Source organism: Aurantimonas sp. A3-2-R12, from assembly GCF_036016755.1.
GTDB lineage: Bacteria > Pseudomonadota > Alphaproteobacteria > Rhizobiales > Rhizobiaceae > Aurantimonas > Aurantimonas coralicida_A.
In genome coordinates, this window is record NZ_JAYXIH010000037.1 from 24,716 (window position 1) to 43,494 (window position 18,779).

12 protein-coding genes are annotated in these 18,779 nt (G+C 64.5%); 6 read left to right on the plus strand and 6 right to left on the minus strand.

Going from position 1 to position 18,779, the window contains the following annotated elements:
• Window positions 1–43 precede the first annotated feature (43 nt).
• A complete protein-coding gene (locus tag VSX60_RS17020) occupies window positions 44–1,762 on the minus strand; it encodes a cation:proton antiporter (RefSeq protein WP_327625454.1) in 1,719 nt (572 codons plus the stop codon).
• Window positions 1,750–2,007, minus strand: a complete 258-nt coding sequence (locus VSX60_RS17025) for a helix-turn-helix domain-containing protein (protein ID WP_327625456.1) — start codon at window positions 2,005–2,007, stop codon at window positions 1,750–1,752. The genes VSX60_RS17020 and VSX60_RS17025 overlap by 13 nt, the downstream gene beginning before the upstream one ends.
• A gap of 131 nt (window positions 2,008–2,138) precedes the next feature.
• On the opposite strand from VSX60_RS17025, the gene VSX60_RS17030 reads away from it, so the two are divergent.
• Window positions 2,139–3,002 carry a universal stress protein gene (locus tag VSX60_RS17030; RefSeq protein WP_327625457.1) on the plus strand — a complete coding sequence of 288 codons (864 nt, stop codon included), beginning with the start codon at window positions 2,139–2,141 and terminating at the stop codon, window positions 3,000–3,002.
• A gap of 393 nt (window positions 3,003–3,395) precedes the next feature.
• On the opposite strand, the gene VSX60_RS17035 is transcribed toward VSX60_RS17030, so the two are convergent.
• On the minus strand, window positions 3,396–11,786 hold the full coding sequence (locus VSX60_RS17035) for a GH36-type glycosyl hydrolase domain-containing protein (protein ID WP_327625458.1): 8,391 nt from the start codon (window positions 11,784–11,786) through the stop codon (window positions 3,396–3,398).
• 41 nt (window positions 11,787–11,827) lie between these two features.
• A complete protein-coding gene (locus tag VSX60_RS17040) occupies window positions 11,828–12,859 on the minus strand; it encodes a universal stress protein (RefSeq protein ID WP_327625459.1) in 1,032 nt (343 codons plus the stop codon).
• 620 nt (window positions 12,860–13,479) lie between these two features.
• On the opposite strand from VSX60_RS17040, the gene VSX60_RS17045 reads away from it, so the two are divergent.
• Genes VSX60_RS17045 through VSX60_RS17060 form a run of 4 tightly spaced genes read left to right on the plus strand, consistent with a single transcriptional unit; the run spans window position 13,480 to window position 16,003 of the window.
• The gene (locus VSX60_RS17045; protein WP_327625460.1) at window positions 13,480–14,040 is read left to right on the plus strand and encodes an erythromycin esterase family protein; all 561 of its coding nucleotides are present in this window, start codon (window positions 13,480–13,482) and stop codon (window positions 14,038–14,040) included.
• Entirely contained in the window at window positions 14,037–14,831 is a 795-nt protein-coding gene (locus VSX60_RS17050; RefSeq protein ID WP_327625466.1) for an erythromycin esterase family protein, read from the plus strand. The genes VSX60_RS17045 and VSX60_RS17050 overlap by 4 nt, the downstream gene beginning before the upstream one ends.
• Before the next feature lie 60 nt (window positions 14,832–14,891).
• A complete protein-coding gene (locus tag VSX60_RS17055; RefSeq protein WP_327625461.1) occupies window positions 14,892–15,113 on the plus strand; it encodes a hypothetical protein in 222 nt (73 codons plus the stop codon).
• Window positions 15,114–15,136: 23 nt separating this feature from the next.
• Window positions 15,137–16,003 carry an AI-2E family transporter gene (locus VSX60_RS17060; protein WP_327625462.1) on the plus strand — a complete coding sequence of 289 codons (867 nt, stop codon included), beginning with the start codon at window positions 15,137–15,139 and terminating at the stop codon, window positions 16,001–16,003.
• 97 nt (window positions 16,004–16,100) lie between these two features.
• Here VSX60_RS17060 and VSX60_RS17065 read toward each other — a convergent pair whose 3' ends face one another.
• Entirely contained in the window at window positions 16,101–16,745 is a 645-nt protein-coding gene (locus tag VSX60_RS17065) for a dienelactone hydrolase family protein (RefSeq protein ID WP_327625463.1), read from the minus strand.
• Between the two features lie 299 nt (window positions 16,746–17,044).
• On the opposite strand from VSX60_RS17065, the gene VSX60_RS17070 reads away from it, so the two are divergent.
• A complete protein-coding gene (locus VSX60_RS17070; protein ID WP_327625464.1) occupies window positions 17,045–17,542 on the plus strand; it encodes a CDP-archaeol synthase in 498 nt (165 codons plus the stop codon).
• Between the two features lie 2 nt (window positions 17,543–17,544).
• Here the strand turns inward: VSX60_RS17070 and VSX60_RS17075 are convergent, their stop codons facing one another.
• Complete coding sequence (locus VSX60_RS17075; RefSeq protein ID WP_327625465.1) at window positions 17,545–18,507, minus strand: metallophosphoesterase; 963 nt, start codon at window positions 18,505–18,507, stop codon at window positions 17,545–17,547.
• Window positions 18,508–18,779 lie beyond the last annotated feature (272 nt).

Here is an 18,779-nt window from a genome sequence, read left to right on the forward strand (position 1 = left end):
TCGATCGCTTTCGGTGATGGTCGTGAGCGTGCGGCCCCGACGCTCATGACGCCTGCTTTTCTTCCGTCTCGATCGGAGGAATTTCGGTGCGATCTTCCTCGGGAGCGCCGCAGAGCAGATCCACGGCACGGTCGGCCGCGTCCTGGAAGGGCTCCAGCACGATGTCCGCACCCTCGCCAAACAGGTTCTCCGTATCGCGCGTGCTGTGGGACGTCACCGCGATGCGCCCGCGGAACCCTGAGGCGCGGGTCAGCTGGATAAGCGTAATGCGCGTGTCCTCGTGGCTGAGACCCGTGGGGTGGATCGGGATGGTGGAGACGATCCACTCGGCCCGCGACAGCGGCAGTTTGGCCACGAACTCGGGATCACTCGCGTCACCGAATTCAGGGTCGAGTCCGAGCTCGCGCCATCGCCTCACCGCCAGCGGGTTGAAGTCCACTCCCAGCACACGGATGCCGCGCTTGTTCAGGCGTATCCCGATCGCCGTACCGAAACGGCCAAGCCCGAAGATGAGCACCTTGCAACTGTCGCCGTGGTGGGCGCCGGCCTCGCTCCGCTCGCGCGGGGTGCCCCTGCGCTCGAAGATGCCAAGTAGCGGCTCGCAGACGGCGTAAAGCTGATGGGAATAGGTGATCATATAGGTGGAGGCTGCGATGGTCACGAGACCGACCATCGTCACGAGCCCCAACGCATCTTCCTGCACATGGCCGAGTGAGACGCCCATGGCGATGAAGATCAGGGAAAATTCGCTGATTTGTGCCACGGTCAGACCAGCAAGAAAGCTCGTGCGTTTGCGGTAGCCCATCGCTCCCATGATCGCGAGCACGATCAGCGGGTTCCCGATTAGCACGAAGAGCGAGAAGACGACGGCGCCGGCAACATGCGCACCGAGCAGCGACAGGTCGAGCGTAGCGCCAAGAGCGATGAAGAAGAACAACAGCAGGAAGTCCCGCAGGGGGGCGAGCCGCGCCGCAATGGTTTCGCGATAGGGGGTGGAGGCGAGCGACATGCCGGCGAGGAGGCCACCCACCTCTTTGCCTAATCCTACCAAATCGCTTACCGCGGCGAACATTGCCGCTTGGGCGATGGCGAATATCACCAGCAGTTCAGGGGCGCGCGCCAGCCGTTCTGTCAGCGGACTGGCCACATATCTGACGAGAAGAACGACCAACGCCACCATCGCCGCGCCGGAGGCGAGGACCGTCACCACCGATCCGCTGCCATGCCCGTCCCCCGCGCCGATCCCGATGGCCGAGAGCACGATCATCGCTAGCACGACAATGAGATCCTGCACGATCAGGAAGCCGAGTGCGATCTGGCCGTGTAGCGAATCGATCTCGCGCTTGTCGGACAAGAGCTTCACGATGATGATCGTCGAGGAGAAGGTCAGCGCAACCGCGACATAGAGGCTGGTGACGTATCCAAGGCCGAGCGCGAGGCCGATCAGGTATCCGAAGATGGACGTGAAGAGGACCTGCCCAACCCCTGTCAGAAGTGCGACCGTGCCCAGTGACCGGATGAGCTTCACATCGAGTTTGATGCCGACCATGAACAGAAGCACGGCGATCCCGAGTTCGGACAGAAGGTCGATCTGCTCGTCGGAATGCACCACGTCGAGCGCCGAGGGTCCCGCGATCAGGCCCACCGTGATGAAGCTGACGATCAGCGGCTGTCTGAGCAGGATGCCGGGCAAGCCGATGGCCGCAGCCATGACGAGCAGCAACGCCACCTCGGCGAAAGGAGAATGGATCAGCGCGTCCATCTGGCCTTCTCGCCACCGGCCCGGGGCTCATCTTTCTCTGACCTCTCCGCATCGGGATCGACTTCCCGCGACCGTGTGGCGTGACTGCGCAGAAATGCCTCGAGATCGCAGTCTGCGATCCGCCATCCCTTGCCGATGTCGATTGCGTGGATCTCGTCGCCCTTGATCCAGTGACGAACCGTTGCCTCGCTGACCTTCAAACGATCGGCAACCTCCTTGACGGTCTGGTATTGGTCGCGGGCCATCGGGGAGACGCCTCTAAGCAGCGGTTTGCTGCAGATTAGCGAGGAATGGCCGATCTTCGTTGACGTGAGTCAAAGCAAGCGATGTTCCTTCATGCTTCGGTGCGTGGAGGAACCGCCGCAAGGAGCACACGATGAAGACGATCATGGTGGCAACGGATTTCTCTGAGAGATCTGATCGGGCGCTGCGGCGCGCGACGCTGCTTGCCAAGCACTTCGGCGCGGCCATGTCGCTTGTTCATGTCGTCGACGACGACCAGGCCCGGCGCATCGTGGAAAGTGAGCGCGATATCGCGGGTCGACTCCTGCATGAGCTGGCAGCGACAGTCAGAGATGTCGATGGAGTGACCTGCGCGACCCGGGTAATTCTCGGCGCGGCGTTTGCCGGCATCGCTCAAGCCGTCGAAGAGATTGCACCAGACATGCTGGTCATCGGTCCTCATCGGCGACAGGCGCTTCGGGACGTGTTCATCGGCACTACGGCAGAGCGTACGATCCGGACGGTCACTTTGCCAGTTCTGATGGCGAATGCCCCTCCAGCTGGCCCTTATCGCCATGCAATGCTGACCACCGACCTCTCCGAAGGCGCGAGACGCGCGGCTCGGAATTTCTCTGCGCTGGACATCGGGCATGGGGCGAGGGTCTCGATCCTCCATGTGTTCGATGCACCGGCCCTCCGTCTGGGCATGAGCCATGCGATGCCAAAAAGCGACAAGGAGCATTACCTTGAAGGGGAACGCAAGAACGCCACACGGGCGCTTTCGGAATTCGTGCACTCCGCCGAGGTAGGACGCATTAATAAAATCGTTCGCCATGACGAGAGCACACCTGCGCAGGAGATTCTCAACGCCGCGAAGGCCGGAGCGGTGGACTTGATTGTCATCGGAACTCACGGCAGGAGTGGTCTGGCCAAGTTTTTCCTTGGTAGCGTGGCGGAGAAAGTGCTCCGTAATGCCGATCGTGATGTTCTTGCAGTGCCGCCGTCAACGGTGCCCTGAATGCAATCTTTTCATTTTACGGAGTAGAGGCTGCTTCGAGAATGGTCACGGCGTGAACTTCTTTGCGTCACGCGGTATGGAGTGAGCCTTGGAAAGCGTGACGTCGTCCGGAACGACCGGCCAGCCGCGCCGCGAACCGCGATCACCGTGCCTGTCGCCCCTTCATCCTGCATCGCGGCCTCAAAATCCCGGGGCGGCGGCTGTCCCGGCACGGCGCATACGCGTCCGCGGGGTCCGAACCCGTTGGGAGGCACTCTAGGCTACAGCGCACCAGCGGCCTTTGATTCCGATCAACGATTGCACCGCCCGCTTCGGCGGCGCCATGCCGCAAGACGCATGCGCCTCGCTCCCGGTGTCGCGGCCGCGCGCCTTGGGTTGTCACGACGATCTCGCCTAAGCGATCCCAGCCTCGATGGGACACAAGCGTGCGACCACGCGGTGTTCCGTTTCGTCCGTCGGGAACGCGACGCAATCGCCCTTGATGCGCGCGTCGTTGACCGTGAGCTCGACCCGTCCGGTGCCTAGATGATCGGGATCCTCGATGCAGATCATCAAACTTCCGGCAGGTCCCTTCACCCTGACTTCGGCTCCGCCCCAGAGCTTCGGCAGGCGCGGAGCGATGTGCACGGCACCCTGCCGAAGGCTGATGCCGAGAATGCCGTCTACGGCGAGCTGCCATGTCCAGCCTGCGGCACCGGTGTACCAGGTCCAGCCCGCCTCCCCGATTCCAGGCTCGGAACCACGCACGTCGCCCGGCAGGACATAGGGCTCGGCGCCGTATAGCTCCGCGCCCGCGCGGCTGGCGGTGCGGCGGATCGGGTTGATCAGGTCGAAGATTTCGTAAGCCCGATCGCCGTCGCCGAGCCGCGCATGAGCCAAGCCCAGCCAAGCCGCCGCGTGGGTATACTGGCCGCCATTTTCGCGCACGCCCGGCGGATAAGCGCGAATATAGCCGGGGTCGCGCGGTGTTCGATCGAAGGGCGGAGTGAGCAGGCGGACCAGCCGTGTTTCGGGATCAACGAGCCGCTCGGTCGCGGCGGCAACCGCTGCCGCGGTCCGCGTCCGCGATGGCCCGCCGGCCAGAGCCGCCCAGGATTGCGATATGCTGTCGATCTGGCATTCGTCGTTATCCTTCGAGCCCCAGGGCAGACCGTCGTCGGCGAAGGCCCGCGCATACCACCCGCCATCCCACCCGGCCGTATCGCCGGCCATGCGCAGATCGCCTGCGCGCGCCTTCCACAATTCGTCCAGATCCTCGCGCCCGACGACCCGAGCCAGCTCCGCGAATGCGTCGGCGCAGACGGCGGCGAACCAGGCGAGCCATACGCTTTCACCGCGTCCCTCCCTGCCGACCCGATCCATTCCGTCGTTCCAGTCGCCTGTCCCCATGAGCGGCAGTCCGTGAGCGCCCGCGGTGACTCCACGCGCCAAGGCCCGTCGACAATGTTCGAACAGCGTTGCGCGTTCGGAACCCGGCTCGAAGAGAGCGTAACGGTCCTCTTCGTCGTCCCCGAGCGGAGCGGCGGACAGGAACGCAACCTCTTCGGACAGTATCGCGGTGTCGCCGGTGGCCCCGACATAGCGGCCCGTCGCATAGACGAGCCACAAAAGGTCATCCGAGCAGTGCGTCCGCACGCCGCGTCCCGCCGGCGGATGCCACCAATGCAGCACATCGCCCTCCTCGAACTGCCGTGCTGCGCACTCCAGAATGTGCGCCCGCACCCGCTGCGGCTTGACGAACAAGAGCGCCGTCATGTCCTGGAGCTGATCGCGGAATCCGAAGGCACCGCCGGCCTGATGGAAGCCGGCGCGCGCGAAAATCCGCGAAGCGAGGGTCTGGTTGACGAGCCAGCGGTTGACCAGAAGATCGAAGGCCGGGTCCGGCGTCGTGACCGTGACGGCGCCAAGTCGCCGCTCCCAGATCGCCTGGTTTGCGGCCAGCGCCATCCTGGCCGTGCCGACGTCGGCCCAATGCGCGGCCAGCCGCCCCGCGTCGGTGGGGTCGTTGCCTTCGCCAAGCACGAAAACAACCTCCTCCGTCGCGCCGGGCGCGAGGTCGATGTGAACCTGAAACGCCGCGCAGGGGTCGGCGATGCTATCGAGCACGCCATCAAGGCTCCACGCGAGGAGTCCGGCGGGTTGGGCTGAATCGCCCTGCCGGCCGAGAAACGTCGTGCGGTTGCATGTCAGGCTATGAGGCGGGCGGCTTGCCGCCAGAAACGCCGTGCGGTCGCCAAATTCCGGATTCCATCCGTTGCGGGCGATCAGCGCCCGGCTCTCGGCATCATAGCCGCAGACCACGTGCGGCCGTGCCGTGCTGCCCAGTGCTCCCAGCAGCCATTCAGCGTAGTAGGTGGCGGTGAATCGGCGACCGCGTGAGCCCGGGTTGGATAGGCTGAGCAGCGCCAATTTCACGGAGGCGTCGGGCGGAACGAAGACGGTGAGACGCTGCTCCAGCCCCTCTCCATGGCGTTGCCAGGTCGTGGCTCCGGGGCTGTGACGGATCTGGCACGTCGTATCGCCGCCGGAGGGGAGCGGCGTCGGCGTCCAGATCCGGGCGGTCTCCTCGTCGCGCAGGTAGAGTGCCTCCGCCTGCGGATCGACCAAGGGGTCGTTCGACCAGGGTGTCAGCCGATGCTCGCCACTGTTGATGCACCAGGTGAAACCCAGTCCGGACTCCGACACGATCGTCCCGAAACGCTCGTTGGCCAAGACGTTGCACCAGGGCGCCGGTGTCTGGCGTCCACTGTCGAGATGAATCACGTAATCGCCGTTGGCCTGTGAGAACCCGCCATAGGAGTTGTCGAACAAGGTATCCGGCGGACGTGAGAGTTCGGCGACCGGCGTCGGCTCCGGCGGTCGCGGTCCGACCGGTTGAAAGTGGGGTGGTCCGATACGCACCGGGCGCGGAGCAGTGACCGCGTTGGCGAGGGAGGCCGCCGCGCCGTCGAGCGACAACCGTGCCGAAGCGGTGAGCGCGAGCCTCTCCCCCGCTCCGAACTGGTCCGCCGCCAGGAGATGAACGCCCCCGGAGCCGCCAAGGCCCGCAGGTACGCGCGCTTCGCGGAGTGTGGAGAACAACAGTTCGCGGGTCGGCTCCTGATAGCCGGAAGCACCTTCGCGCAGAATGACGAGGTCCACCCGAAGGCCCCGCCGAAGCCACCACTGATGCGCCCGGACCACGCCTGGGAGCAGTTGCGCATGCAAATCATCCGCTACCCGCACGAGAACGATCGGCAAATCGCCGGAAAGGCCCATGCTCCAGAGCTGCGCCTGCGCGGGAAGGCTCGTTTGCGACGCGGCGGCCGACAGGTGCGCCGGCGGCCGCGGGAGGACGAGATCGCGACACAGTGCCTGCGCCTCGGCCAGTGCAGGCGTATCGAGGCCGAGACGCCGCGCGTCGATCGCCGCGGATCGCAAGGCGTCTTCCATCGCCCAGTCGAGCGCCGGCACGGTTGCATAGCGCTCGGCGATCTCGAGCGCCGTCTCACGCGAGCCGGCGGCGCAAGTCACGAAGGCGAGTTGCGCCCGGGCTCCCGGAGCCAGGCGAATTCGAGCGCGGAGTGCCATGACCGGATCGAGCGCCCATCCGGCGCCGCCGGCCAAGACTCCGATTGCGCCCGGCGGGTGCTCCGCGTTTCCATGGCGGCTCAAGAAGGCCCGACGGTCGGTCTCGAAGCCGGCCGGCGTCACCGCCGAATCCTGAGCCACCAGACGATGAACGAGAACCGGGGGCCGGTCCGTAGAGCGCTGGGGGCGGCGGGTGAACACGAGGCCACCATGCTCGGCAATCCGCTCGCTGTGGACAAACAGCTTGCTGAACGCCGGATGCCGCTCATGTGCCGCCGCCGGCGCGAGCACAACTTCGGCGTAGCTGGTCAGGTCGATCTCGCGGGTCCTGCCGCTCTCGTTGAAGAGAGTGACGCGGCGGATCTCCACATCGTCGCCGGGCGCAATCGCGATTTCGAGACGGGTCGAGAGCTCATCTCCGCGATCACGAAACTCAGCCATGTGAGCGTGGAAGCTTGTCTCAGAAAATCCCCGGCCATGCTCGCCGACCGACCGTATCGCGCCGCTGTCCGGCTCGCTGAGATAGAGCCGTGCGTCGCCTGCGCGGCTGACGGGGTCTCCGGTCCACCGCGTCAGAGCCTGACCGCGCCACCAGAGCGCGCCGCCGCCGACACTGGTGATCCAGGATGCGAGGCTTCCATTACCGATGACGTGCACTTGTGGAATGGGCTCGTCGGGCGCGGTCCAGCCATGCAGTGTCGGCGTCTGCGTTCGCGCCAGGTCGGGCGTGGCGTCTTCCGCATCGGTGGCCTGCTCGGGCGGGAACTCCCAGGGCACACGTTCCTGCAGTAGCAGTTCGGTTGCGCGCATGTGGGGCTCCCGGCCAAAACGCTTGACGAGGATATTGTCATTCAGAGCGTTGCCGATAGCGGCGGCGATCATCCCCTGATGGTGCGCCATATACGCTCGGACCGGTGTGAAGCCCCCTTCGGCCGGACGTCGGTCCGGCGTGAAATCCGCCGCTTCGAAAAACCCATACTGGCCACACAGGCCGAGCTTTTCCAACCGGCGGAGATTGGCAACGGCCGCGACCGGTGCCACGGCCAGCGCCAGCGCGCTGGCGTAGGGTGCCACCACGTAGTCCGCGGATAGCCCGCGCTTCAAACCGAGACCTGGCACCCCGAATGCCTGATACTGGTAGCGATGCGCGGCATCGCGGGAGGCGAAGCCGGACTCCGATACTCCCCAGGGCAGGCCGAGCCTATCTGCATACTGGCGTTGCGCGGAAACTGCGGCACGTTCACTCTGCCCCAGAAGTCGCCCGGCATCGCTCGGCAGCAACAGCGCCGGCATGAGATATTCGAACATGGAGCCGTTCCAGGAGAGCGCCGCCAGTGCACCGCCGGCTTGGGTGATCGGCCGGCCCAGGTGGAACCAATGTTCGACAGGCACATCGCGCTTGGCGATCGCGAAATAGCTCGCCAGCCGCGCTTCGCTTGCCAAGAGGTCGTAATGATGCTGGTCGAGCCGGTCCGAGCCGAGATTGTAGCCAATCAAGAAGGTGCGGGTCTCGCTGTCGAAAAGGACGCAAAAGTCCATTCCGAACGCTCGCTCGCCGGCTCGCCGGGCAATGCTCTCCAAATTTTCGCGCAGGGCATTGCACGCGGTTTCTCCCTGTCCAAGCGCGATGGTCAGCTCGCAGCGCCAGTGCTCAGCGGCAGCGTCGGCTGGCACCAAACCGGATAAGGCAGCGCGCGCGCGACCGAGCTTTTCGATGCTGCCGTCGAGAGAGTCCGTGGCGACCGGCAGCGCCTCGAAGACTTCGGCTAGCACCTCGAGGCCGGGCGGGCCGGATTCAATGAGCGTGCGCCACGGCTCCAGGGCGTCGAGGTCGCGTCGCATATTCAAAAGGTGATGATCGGCACGTTCCAGCCAAGCGTGAATCGCATGCGGATCGACCTGATCGACGCCATCGAGAGCTTGCGCGACAAGCGTCTGAACCTTCCGCCAGTCCCCGGTAGCGATGTCGGCCAGCGCGGCCCGCCAGGTCGCGGGGTCGGATTGGATCGAAGGGAGACGCTCCAGCATCGCATCGATCGGCTCGAAGACCGCGCGCTGCTGCTGGCCGGGCAGCGCGGTGAGGGCCTCGCGCAACAACCGGAGTTCGTCGTCGAGACCCGCCCATTGGGAAGCAGACATCGCCGGTCCCCGGGCATATTCGCGGCAGCCCTCGCGCAGGGTGAGCAGGCTTACCGCTAGATTGCCGCTGTCGACGGTGGAAACGTAGCGCGGCTCAAGGGATTTGAGGGTCTTCGTCTCGAACCAGTTGAGCGTATGACCGCGGTAATTCTCAAGTCGACCGAGCGAATCAAGCGCGCAGGTCATCCGCGCGGCGAGGTCGAAGAGGCCGATATGGCCGAGATCGCAAGCCGTCAGCGAGGACAGGAACAGCATGCCGACGTTGGTGGGGGACGTGCGGTGCGCCGTCTCCTCATGGGGATTGGTTTGATAATTGTCGGGCGGCAGCCAATTATCGTCGGGTCCGGCGAAGGTTTCGAAATAGAGCCATGTCCGCCGCGCGACGTGACGCAAATAGACGCGGTCCTCCGCGTCGAGCTCTTCCTTGAAGAGCCGCATCGGCCTGCCTATGATATCGGCGATCAGAGGCGACAAGAACCAAACCAGGAGCAGCGGCAGGGCACCCGGCAAGCTGGCGGGATCGACCGTGGCTAGCAGAAGCGCGAGCAGGGCCGCAAGCGTCGGCGCCGCGGCCATGTCGGTCCAGACCCCGGTCCGCCCCTGCGCGACCCGCGCGGCCGAATGCGCCGCCGACGTCCATTGCAACAAGCCTCGCCGCGAGACGAAAACTCGCCATACGGTCTGGACGATCGCGGCCATGGCAAGCACGGCTTCATACGCCATGAAGACGATCGCGAGCAGCCAGCGACCAGCATGATCGGCCAATTGCCGCAGCATGCTCCGGGCGGCGCCTCGGCGGCGCCCGCGCGCCAGATTCGTCACGAGGTCGGTGAACAGGTAGGCGCCGGGGGCGGCAACCGTCAGCATCGTCCAGATCAGCGTCTCGCCCGGAAGGAGCAGCCATCCCGCCGCCGCGAACGCGACCAGCGCTGGCGCAATCAGGCTGCGCCGCAGATTGTCGATGATCTTCCAGCGATCCAGCGCCGACAGCCGATTGGCCACGCGTGCCCCGCCGCGGATGGGCGCCGTTCGACCGAGCCAGGGCAGAAGCTGCCAGTCGCCCCGAATCCAGCGATGGGCCCGGCGGGCATAGGCGAGATAATTCGGCGGGAAGTCCTCGTAAAAGACGATGTCGCTCGCCAGTGCCGCGCGTCCGTGCAGCCCCTCGAACAGATCGTGGCTGACCAGCGCGTTTTCGGGAACGCGCTGGGACAGGCACTTGTGGAAGGCCGAGGCGTCGTAAGCGCCCTTGCCGGTGAATATGCCCTCGCCGAACAGGTCCTGATAGACGTCCGAAACCGCGCGGCTGTAGATGTCGATTGCCGTGTCGCCGGTATAGAGCCGGGTAAACAGCGAACTTTGGCCGGCTTCGGGGGAAATTTCGACACGCGGTTGGATGAAGGTGTAGCCAAGGGATGCTTTGCCAGTTTCGGGATCGAATTCCACACGATTGAGGGGGTGAGCCAGCGTCCCGATGAGCCGATTGATGGCGCCTGGTGGCGCTGTGGTGTCAGCGTCCAGCGTGACAACGAAATGGGCCTGACACAGGACGTCGCAAGCGCCCTCCTGCACGGCGAAGGCCTCGGGCATATGACCGAGGATGAAAGCCGTGAACTCCTCGAGCTTGCCACGCTTTCGCTCCCAGCCCATCCAGCATCCCTCGGGCTCGTTCCAGCGGCGCGCCCGGTGAAGCAGCGAAAACGGCGCGTGCTCCGCATAGCGCGCGTTCAGGCGCCGCACTCCCTCGATCAGCGCCGTCTCGATCAGAGCATCCTCTGGGAGACGCTCTGAATCCGCGTCCGCCAGATCACTCAATAGGGCTAGATGGATGAACGGATCCGGGTTCGACAGCCAATGGGCCTCGAGCCGCTCGATCAGTGCTCCGACCTCCTCGGCTCGGCGCAAGATCACCGGCATCACAACAGCCGTCTCGCAGCCCTCGCCAAGACCGCGCTCGACGTCCAGCTTCGGCAGCACCCAGGGCGGGATGAACTGCGTGACGATCCAGTGGGTCAGCGTGATGCTGATGATCGATGCGGGCATCAGCGACAGGGCGATCCCGACAGCCCAGGCCATTGCCCCCGCGCCAAGCGAGGCCAGTGCCCAGATTGGAACCGCGAGCGCGGCGAGGCCGAGACCCGTCAGAGCGCCGACATAGAACCGGCCCGGATGACCGCTCACGGCGCGACGCAGAGCGGCGCCAAGCCGTGGGCGGAAATCAACCGTTCGCTCCAGTTCCTTCCGTCCCTCGGCGACCAGCCAGCATCCGACGTGGCCGCGTCGCGACGTCCCCGCGTGAGCGCGCGTCAGCCTTATTGCGTTCTCGGCGACATTCCATTCGAGGGCCCCCGCGCCAGCGGCGATTTCCTCGACCGCCTTGCGGTATCGATCACGGGTGTCGAAATCCATTGTGCGGTAGACGCCTGCGGGATCGTTCCGCAGGATCGCCTCAACTCGACTGACCTGATCGAAAAAGGCCTTCCACGACGTGTTCGAAACCGCCATAAGCGCGGAGATCGCGCGGGACACGCTTTCGGTCGGGTCGACAGGTTCGTGCGGCCGCAACCCTGGCGTCGGCGCGAACGGTGGCGCCAGATCCGGCACGAGTTCGCAGAATGCCAGAACCAGCGTTTCCAGGCAGGCGAGTCGAAGCATCGCCGGGAATGCCCAAAGTTCGGCGATCGTGAGAGGCGCATCCCTTTGGTAGGCGTTGACGAATTCGGCTGCGCCAGCGAGACCAATTTGCATATGCGCCGCGTCAAGCATGCCATGGGCCAGAGCCAAGACCCGCGGCATGCCCTCGTATTCGGGCGCGGCAAGACGCGAAAGCCGCCGGTAGAAGGCCGCGGGCATATCCTCGCGCACCTGGCGGACCGCGCGGCGAACATGAAACTCGTTGTCGAGCAACCATTCGGAGGCCTTGGCCGCGTGATGCGGTGGCTCGACACAAGACTGGCGGGCGCGATCCAACCAGGGAATGATTTGGGAAAGCCGACGCCATGAGGGCGCCGGCTCAGGCTGGCCCGGGTTGATGTCGTGTCGTGCCCTGAGGGCGGCGGCGGCAAGCGCTGGCACCCTATCCGGAGCGTCAGCGCTCTCCGGGACGGGCGCGACGATCACATCAGCGCTCGACTCGGCAACCTTGCGGGCTGCAAATCACCGGCACATCGCAGAGCCCGCGGCGGGCTCCATTCATGCCCTCGCACCAGAAGAATAGGCTTTTCGGCATGATTGATCAGATAATCCGCAACGCTCCCCACCGATATGTCGGGATGTCCGCTCGAACCCGTCGAGGAGAGGACGATAATGTCCGCCTGGTCTTCGGTGGCGGCGACCGCGAGGGCATGGCGGGCATCGCTGCTCGCGATGACCCGCGTTCGCGCGCACGACTTGGCAATCGGCAACCACGACCGCACCTGCACCATGTATTGCTCAGCGACGCGTTCGTTGCGACGGCGCAGCTGATCTCGCAAGGCGCGGGCTTCCGCCTCGATCGGGCCGATTTCGGTCAGATCGATGTTAGGTGCCGCATGGACGAGCAATATCTCCGCTTGGTGAGCAGCCGCGATGCCAACGGCGATCGGCAAGGAGGATTCTCCCCTCGGTGATCCGTCAAGCGGCGTCATCACCCGGCGATAGCGTATCGGATCGTCGCCGACGTCGACCGACGGGGCCAGCAAGACCGAACCGTCAATCGTTTCGGCGACGCGGCGCGCTGTCCCCCCCAGTCCCGGAAAAGGCCAGTTGCTGTTGCCGCTCACTCCCAGGACTGTGAGATCGACACCGTGATCGCGGACCCAGGCGCAGATGCATTCGGCCGCCGGCCCATCGATAACCACGATTTCGGCGTCGATGCTGTCAAATCGCGATATATGGTCGTGCAACTCGGCCTCCGCGTCGCGGTGGCGCAGCGTCCATTCGACCGGATCCGTTGGCACTGTGCCGCCGCCCGACGGTTCGAGAACATGCAGGATGGTCAATCTGGCGTTCATTGCCGAGGCAATCGCCGATGCATGAGCCAATATGGCGTACGAAAACGGCGACATATCCAGACAGGCCAGGACGTGTCGAAAGACCGGCTCGCCGGCCTGCGGGTATGGCAGAGGCGGTTCACAAGTGGTCGCTGCCGGACGTTCAACTTCGGACATGATACGCTCCTCCTAGGATGAAGGCCGCTGTTCCGCGCTTCATTTCACCGCGCTGTTGGACATTCATCGACGACTGGCGTCAGAACCGCTGCGTGCCGCGGGGCATTTCTCAACCCAGCCGTGACGCGCTCAACCTCGTCCGCATATCCGCCACTGCGTCGAGCAACCGCCAACTCGGCTGCCGCGACGGCTCCAAGTGGAGCGGATGCGGGGGCGGCAGCAAGGCCGCCGAAAAAATACAGTCGTATGCCCGCCGCCAATGATTGGTTTCTCGGACCCGACGCAGCACATTTGTTCGATGCATCGACGAACGACGTATTTTGCGCCGGCGCATGCAAGGCGCGAAATTTTCAGCCTGACTTTATCAGCCAGCCGAGGTGATATCTTGATCTGCGTCAATCCGTCCGACGAATGGGTCTGTCAGGAAGAATGTGATCGTGCCCCGCAGGTCGTCATCGGGGCACGTCTTGATGGATATCAACGCGCTTGTCGTTCGCCCCGATAGATTGATCGCCATCGTTGGGAAGCTTGGTCGCAACGACCCCACGACCTGCGGGCTGACATTCGCGGATGCCCCCGAGGCCAGATGGCACCCGCCCTCCCCGCGACAGGAGATCTCGATGGCAGATTTACTTCCATCCGAACTGTTCCGGGCGGCAGGCGCCGACGAGACCGCCGCCGCGATCCGGCACACTTGCGAGCCGCTCCCCGCCCCCGAGAAAGCCGAGGCGTTCGGCGCGATGTTCGATCGCTTCGGCGATGCCCGCGTGGTCCTTCTTGGCGAGGCGACGCACGGCAGTTCGGAATTCTACCGCGCCCGGGCGGCCATCACGCGGCAGCTTATCGAGCGACACGGCTTCAACATCGTCGCGGTGGAAGCCGACTGGCCCGACGCGGCACGGGTCGATCGTCATGTCCGCCACCGCGCGGCCGGGATCTATGATGAGGAATCATTTGCCCGCTTCCCGACCTGGATGTGGCGGAACGAAGAGGTCGCGGCGTTCGCTGAATGGCTGCGTCAGCACAATGCAGACCTCCCGGCTGAACGTCGCGTCGAGTTTCGCGGCCTCGACGTCTATTCGATGTACGCCTCGATGACGGCCGTCTTCGACTATCTGGAGCGCGTGGACCCGACAGCCGCCGAGTCCGCACGACAGCGCTACAGCGCTACAGCTGCCTGACGCCCTGGCGGGCGGATCCAGCTCTCTACGGCAGGTCGGTTGTGCTGGGGCATAGCGACACCTGCGAAGACGCGGTCGTAGAACAGCTCAAGACCATTCTGGAAAACCGCCTCGACTATATGCGCAAGGATGGCGAGGACTATCTCGACGCAGCGCAAAATGCCCGCATCGTGCGAACGGCCGAGCGATATTACCGCATCATGTATCGCGGCTCGACCGAGTCCTGGAACCTGCGTGACCGGCACATGTTCGATACACTTCAAAATCTCATGGACGCGCGCGGCCCCAAGGCGAAGGCCGTCGTATGGGCGCACAATTCCCACATCGGCAATGCGGCGGCCACGGCGATGGGCTGGCAGGGCGAATTCAACATCGGCGAACTCTGCCGGACCGCCTACCGTGACGAAGCCGCTCTGATCGGGTTCGGCACCGATCGCGGCACCGTTGCGGCCGCGGACGATTGGGGTGGGCGGATGCAGATCAAGCGCGTGCTTCCGTCGCGACCCGATTCCTTCGAGCGTGTCTTCCGGCAGACGGGGATCGCGCGCTCACTGACGGACCTGCGCGATCCTAAACACGGCGAGGTGCGCGAGCTTTTATCGAAGCCGCGCCTGGAGCGCGCCATCGGCGTCGTCTACCGTCCGGAAACGGAGATCAACAGCCATTATTTCGAGGCGGTGCTGTCCGAGCAATTCGACGCCTATGTCTGGTTCGAAGAAACGCGAGCAATCACCCCCCTGCCGGCACCGCGGCCGAAGGGAGTGCCGGACACCTATCCGTTCGGCGTATAGCCGAGCCAAGGCTGATCCAGCATCGCCAGACCGCGAGCACGACAGGAACGCGTCTTTCCGATGAAGCAGCGAACCACGGAATCCATCGCATCGCCAGACAAGGGCAAGGGCAAGGGCAAGGAGACAGGCGGACACGTCGGTGTCCTCGTCCTTGCCGCGGCAACGATTGCCGGGTTCGTCATATGTATCCTGTTGGCTGCGCCTTTTCTGGGTGCCCTCACCTGGGCATTGACCCTCGCGATCCTCTTTGCCCGGCTGCATGCGAAGATCGAAGGGCACTGACGCGCCCCAGTTTCGCAGCCTTGATGTCAGTGCTGATCGTCGCCCTCCTCGTCGCGGCACCAGCCATTTTCGTGGTCGAGCGCCTCATCGAACAGGCGGCCGCGAGCGTTTCGCTCATTCAAGACAGGCTCAGGTCGGGCGCTATCCAGCAGCTTCTCGACACCCAGCCCGGCATTGCCCCGGTCGGCCAGTGGATCGAGCAGCAGATCGACCTGCCGGCGATGATAGCGAATCTCGCGAGCTGGCTGAGCAACGCCGGCGCCGCCTTCGCGAGAAACTCCGCCGTGCAGGTGATCGAGCTCGTGCTGACCTTTTACCTGTTGTTCTATTTCTTGCGCGATCAGGCCACGGCAAGACGTTTTCTGACAGAACGATTGCCGTTGACCAGCGCCGAGACCGAGCGGCTGTTCACGGGGGTGCTCGATACGGTCCATGCCACGGTCTTCGGGACGATCGCGGTCGCGGCGATCCAGGGCACATTGGGCGGCCTGATCTTCTGGTTTCTTGGTTTGCCAACCCCGCTGCTCTGGGGATTGGTGATGGGCCTGTTGTCCATCGTGCCGGTGCTGGGCGCGTTCATCGTCTGGATACCCGCGGCCATTCTCCTCGCCATGAACGGCGATTTGGGCAAGGCCGCCATCCTTGCCGTTTTGGGGCGCCCTGGTCGTCGGCGGGATCGACAATATCCTGCGCCCGATCTTTGTCGGAAACCGGCTCCGTCTTCATACCGTTCCCGCATTCATCTCCATGATTGGTGGCATCGTCCTGTTCGGGATGGCCGGTCTGATTCTGGGGCCTCTGGCCGTCACGATCACGATCATGCTCATCGAAATCTGGGGGGAGCGGGATCGAATAGGTTACCGAGAATCGGAGTAGCGGCCCGTCAATGACATCTGCGTCCTACGCATCCGTCCGGGCGCCTCCGAATGGAGGGATACGGCACCCAGCGTCGGTCGTCCGCCGCTCCGACGGATGAGTGTCTCGAGGTCAATCAGCCTTGGGAACGCCCGCGAGATGCTCGCCGAACCATTCCGCCGTGAATTCGATCGCGGTCTCGAGGGCGCCTGGCTCGGGGAAGAGATGGGTGGCGCCTGGGACGATCCGAAGAGCCTTTTTGCAGCGCAGTTGGGCAAAGGCGTCCTCGTTGAGTTTTAACACCTCGCGGTCGGCCTCTCCGACGATCAGCAGTGTCGGCGCGGTGACGTCACGCAGAAAGTCGCCGGCCAGATCCGGACGACCGCCGCGCGACACGACCGCCGCGATCCGTGTTCCGAGCCGGGAGGCCGCGACCAATGCGGCCGCGGCACCCGTGCTGGCACCAAAGAGACCGAGCGGCAGTTCGGATAGCCCGGACTCGCCTTCGATCCACCGAACCGCGTCAAGCAGGCGATCGGCCAGAAGCGGGATATCGAAGACGTTGCGTCGATCCCCCTCCTCGACCTCGGTCAGAAGATCGAACAGCAGCGTCGCAAACCCGCGTTCGCCGAGCACCTCGGCGACGGCGACGTTGCGGGGACTGAGGCGACTGGAGCCGCTGCCGTGGGCGAACACGATCAGGCCCTTGGCTGCAGCCGGCTGCCGCAAGGTCGCCGAAAGTCCAAGCGGGGCGATGGTCGTCTCAAGGCGTTTCACCGGTTGCGCTCCTCATTTTCCGGGCCAGCGGATACCTTGCCGCATGTCGTCGCTCTTGACGTGCCCGCGGCATGCCGATCCGCCAATGCGATCCCCCAGCATCCGCCAGTTCGTTTACGCGGCATTGACCTCCGTCAAATTCGACCAGCCCCCTCCGCGCCGCTGGACGATCGAAGCAACGGTCGGCAAACCCTTTGCGCGGGATCAATGACACCATCTGCGAAAGCCCGAATGCTTGGCTGCTACAAAGTGCCGGTTCGCCGCCGAGCCGACCGAGATTCTCGCTGACGAAAGGATCTTTGACGATAGCCGACCCATCTCTGCTTGCTCGAATCCTTGCGCTGCTGCTCGTCGCCAATGGCGCTCCTATCCTCGCGACCAAGCTTCTAGCGGGTCGCTTGGCTGTGCCACTTGACGGCGGATCGACATTCTTCGACGGGCGACGCCTGTTTGGCGCGGCAAAGACCATGCGCGGTGTCGTCGCCTCGGTTCTGTGCACCAGCCTGACGGCCGGTCTTTTCGGGCTGGGCTGGGGGTTTGGCGCGATCCTCGCGGCATTGGCGCTGACGGGCGATCTTTTTGCCAGTTTCAGCAAGCGGCGCCTGGGCCTCGCGGTGCATGCGCGGGCGTTCGGGCTCGATCAAATTCCAGAATCCCTGCTGCCCCTCCTCGTTCTCCAGGCTCAGCTGAATCTGGGCGCTGCCGATATTGTTGTCCTGATCGCTGCGTTCATCCTCCTCGAAACGTTGCTTTCCGTCTTGCTGTACCGGCTCAAGATCCGGGACCGGCCTTATTGAGGCTATGCCCGCAGCAGTCCGTGCAGGGTCACTTCGGGCGGGCAGTTCAGCCGCACGTCCACGATCGAGGTGCCCGCCCCCGCCGACGTGTAACCGGCCATGTCGTGCCAGCGCCACGATCCCTTGGCCATGGCCCGGGGACTGTCGGCATCGGTCAGGATGGGAATACCGCCCGGGAGGCAGATCTGACCGCCGTGAGTGTGGCCGCACAGCATGAGATCGAACCCGGCATGGGCCGCGTGCCGATAGGCCTCGGGGGTGTGGGACAACAGAATCGAGACGGCGTTTTGCGGGATGTCGTGAGCGGCGCGATGATAATTCTCGAGTCGGTAGAAATGCGCGTCATCAATGCCTGCGAGATAAACCGTCTCGCCGTCTCGCGACAATCGAACCCACTCGTTGAGGAGCAGGCTGTAGCCCGCCTCCTCCATCGCCGGCACCATGCGGATGGTGTCGTGATTTCCAAGGATCGCATAGACCGGGCCTGACAGATGCGGTCGCAGACGGCGGAGGTCGTCGACCGCTGCCTCCCACGGGCCGAAGGTGAGTGCGCGATAGTCACCGGTGACGACGCAGAGATCATAGCGAAGCGGCGCGAGCATCTCCAGGAGCGACCCGAGAAAACCGGAGCTCATGCCGAAGTGCAGATCGGAGAGCTGCAGGATCGTGTAGCCATCGAACGCCGCGGGCAACCCCGCCAGGCGGACCTCGTTGTGACGGACGCGGATGGCGTGAGCGTTGCGCTGGCCGCGCCGATGCAGGCCGACGAGCTTCAGCCCACCGCGGATCAGCCCGTGGATCGAATACCAGTTCTCGATGTGGAAGAAGTGCGTGCCCGGTCGGAACACGTGGGCCTCGTAGTCCCTCTCCAGTCCGAGCCGCTGTCGGACATGCAGATGTCCGATGCGCGACTCGAGCAAAGCGAGCGCGTCCTGCTCTTCCTGCGTCAGATCCGGTGATCTCACTGTGCCCGCCTTCTTTCGTGCTCCTCCGTGAGGAATTTCCCCTGAACCCTGGGCTCGTCTCAATCCGGAGAGACCGAGGCATGTTCCGCCCCGCACGCCCCGCGCACTCGGGGGGATGTGCACCGTGCAGGAAGATCAAGCCTCGACATTGATCCGCATCAATGCGGGGTCGTGTCCGTCAACGTGGTGGAAATTGGGGTGTAACTGAAGCGGCTCCGTTTCAGGCGGCTGCGGTGGAAATGCGGACGGTTTCTGGCTTGGTGCCGGTGGCC

Coding starts and splice junctions, on each gene's coding strand:
- VSX60_RS17020 (WP_327625454.1), bottom strand. CDS start 1,762: ATGGACGCGCTGATCCATTCTCCTTTCGCCGAGGTGGCGTTGCTGCTC.
- VSX60_RS17025 (WP_327625456.1), bottom strand. CDS start 2,007: ATGGCCCGCGACCAATACCAGACCGTCAAGGAGGTTGCCGATCGTTTG.
- VSX60_RS17030 (WP_327625457.1), top strand. CDS start 2,139: ATGAAGACGATCATGGTGGCAACGGATTTCTCTGAGAGATCTGATCGG.
- VSX60_RS17040 (WP_327625459.1), bottom strand. CDS start 12,859: ATGTCCGAAGTTGAACGTCCGGCAGCGACCACTTGTGAACCGCCTCTG.
- VSX60_RS17045 (WP_327625460.1), top strand. CDS start 13,480: ATGGCAGATTTACTTCCATCCGAACTGTTCCGGGCGGCAGGCGCCGAC.
- VSX60_RS17055 (WP_327625461.1), top strand. CDS start 14,892: ATGAAGCAGCGAACCACGGAATCCATCGCATCGCCAGACAAGGGCAAG.
- VSX60_RS17060 (WP_327625462.1), top strand. CDS start 15,137: ATGTCAGTGCTGATCGTCGCCCTCCTCGTCGCGGCACCAGCCATTTTC.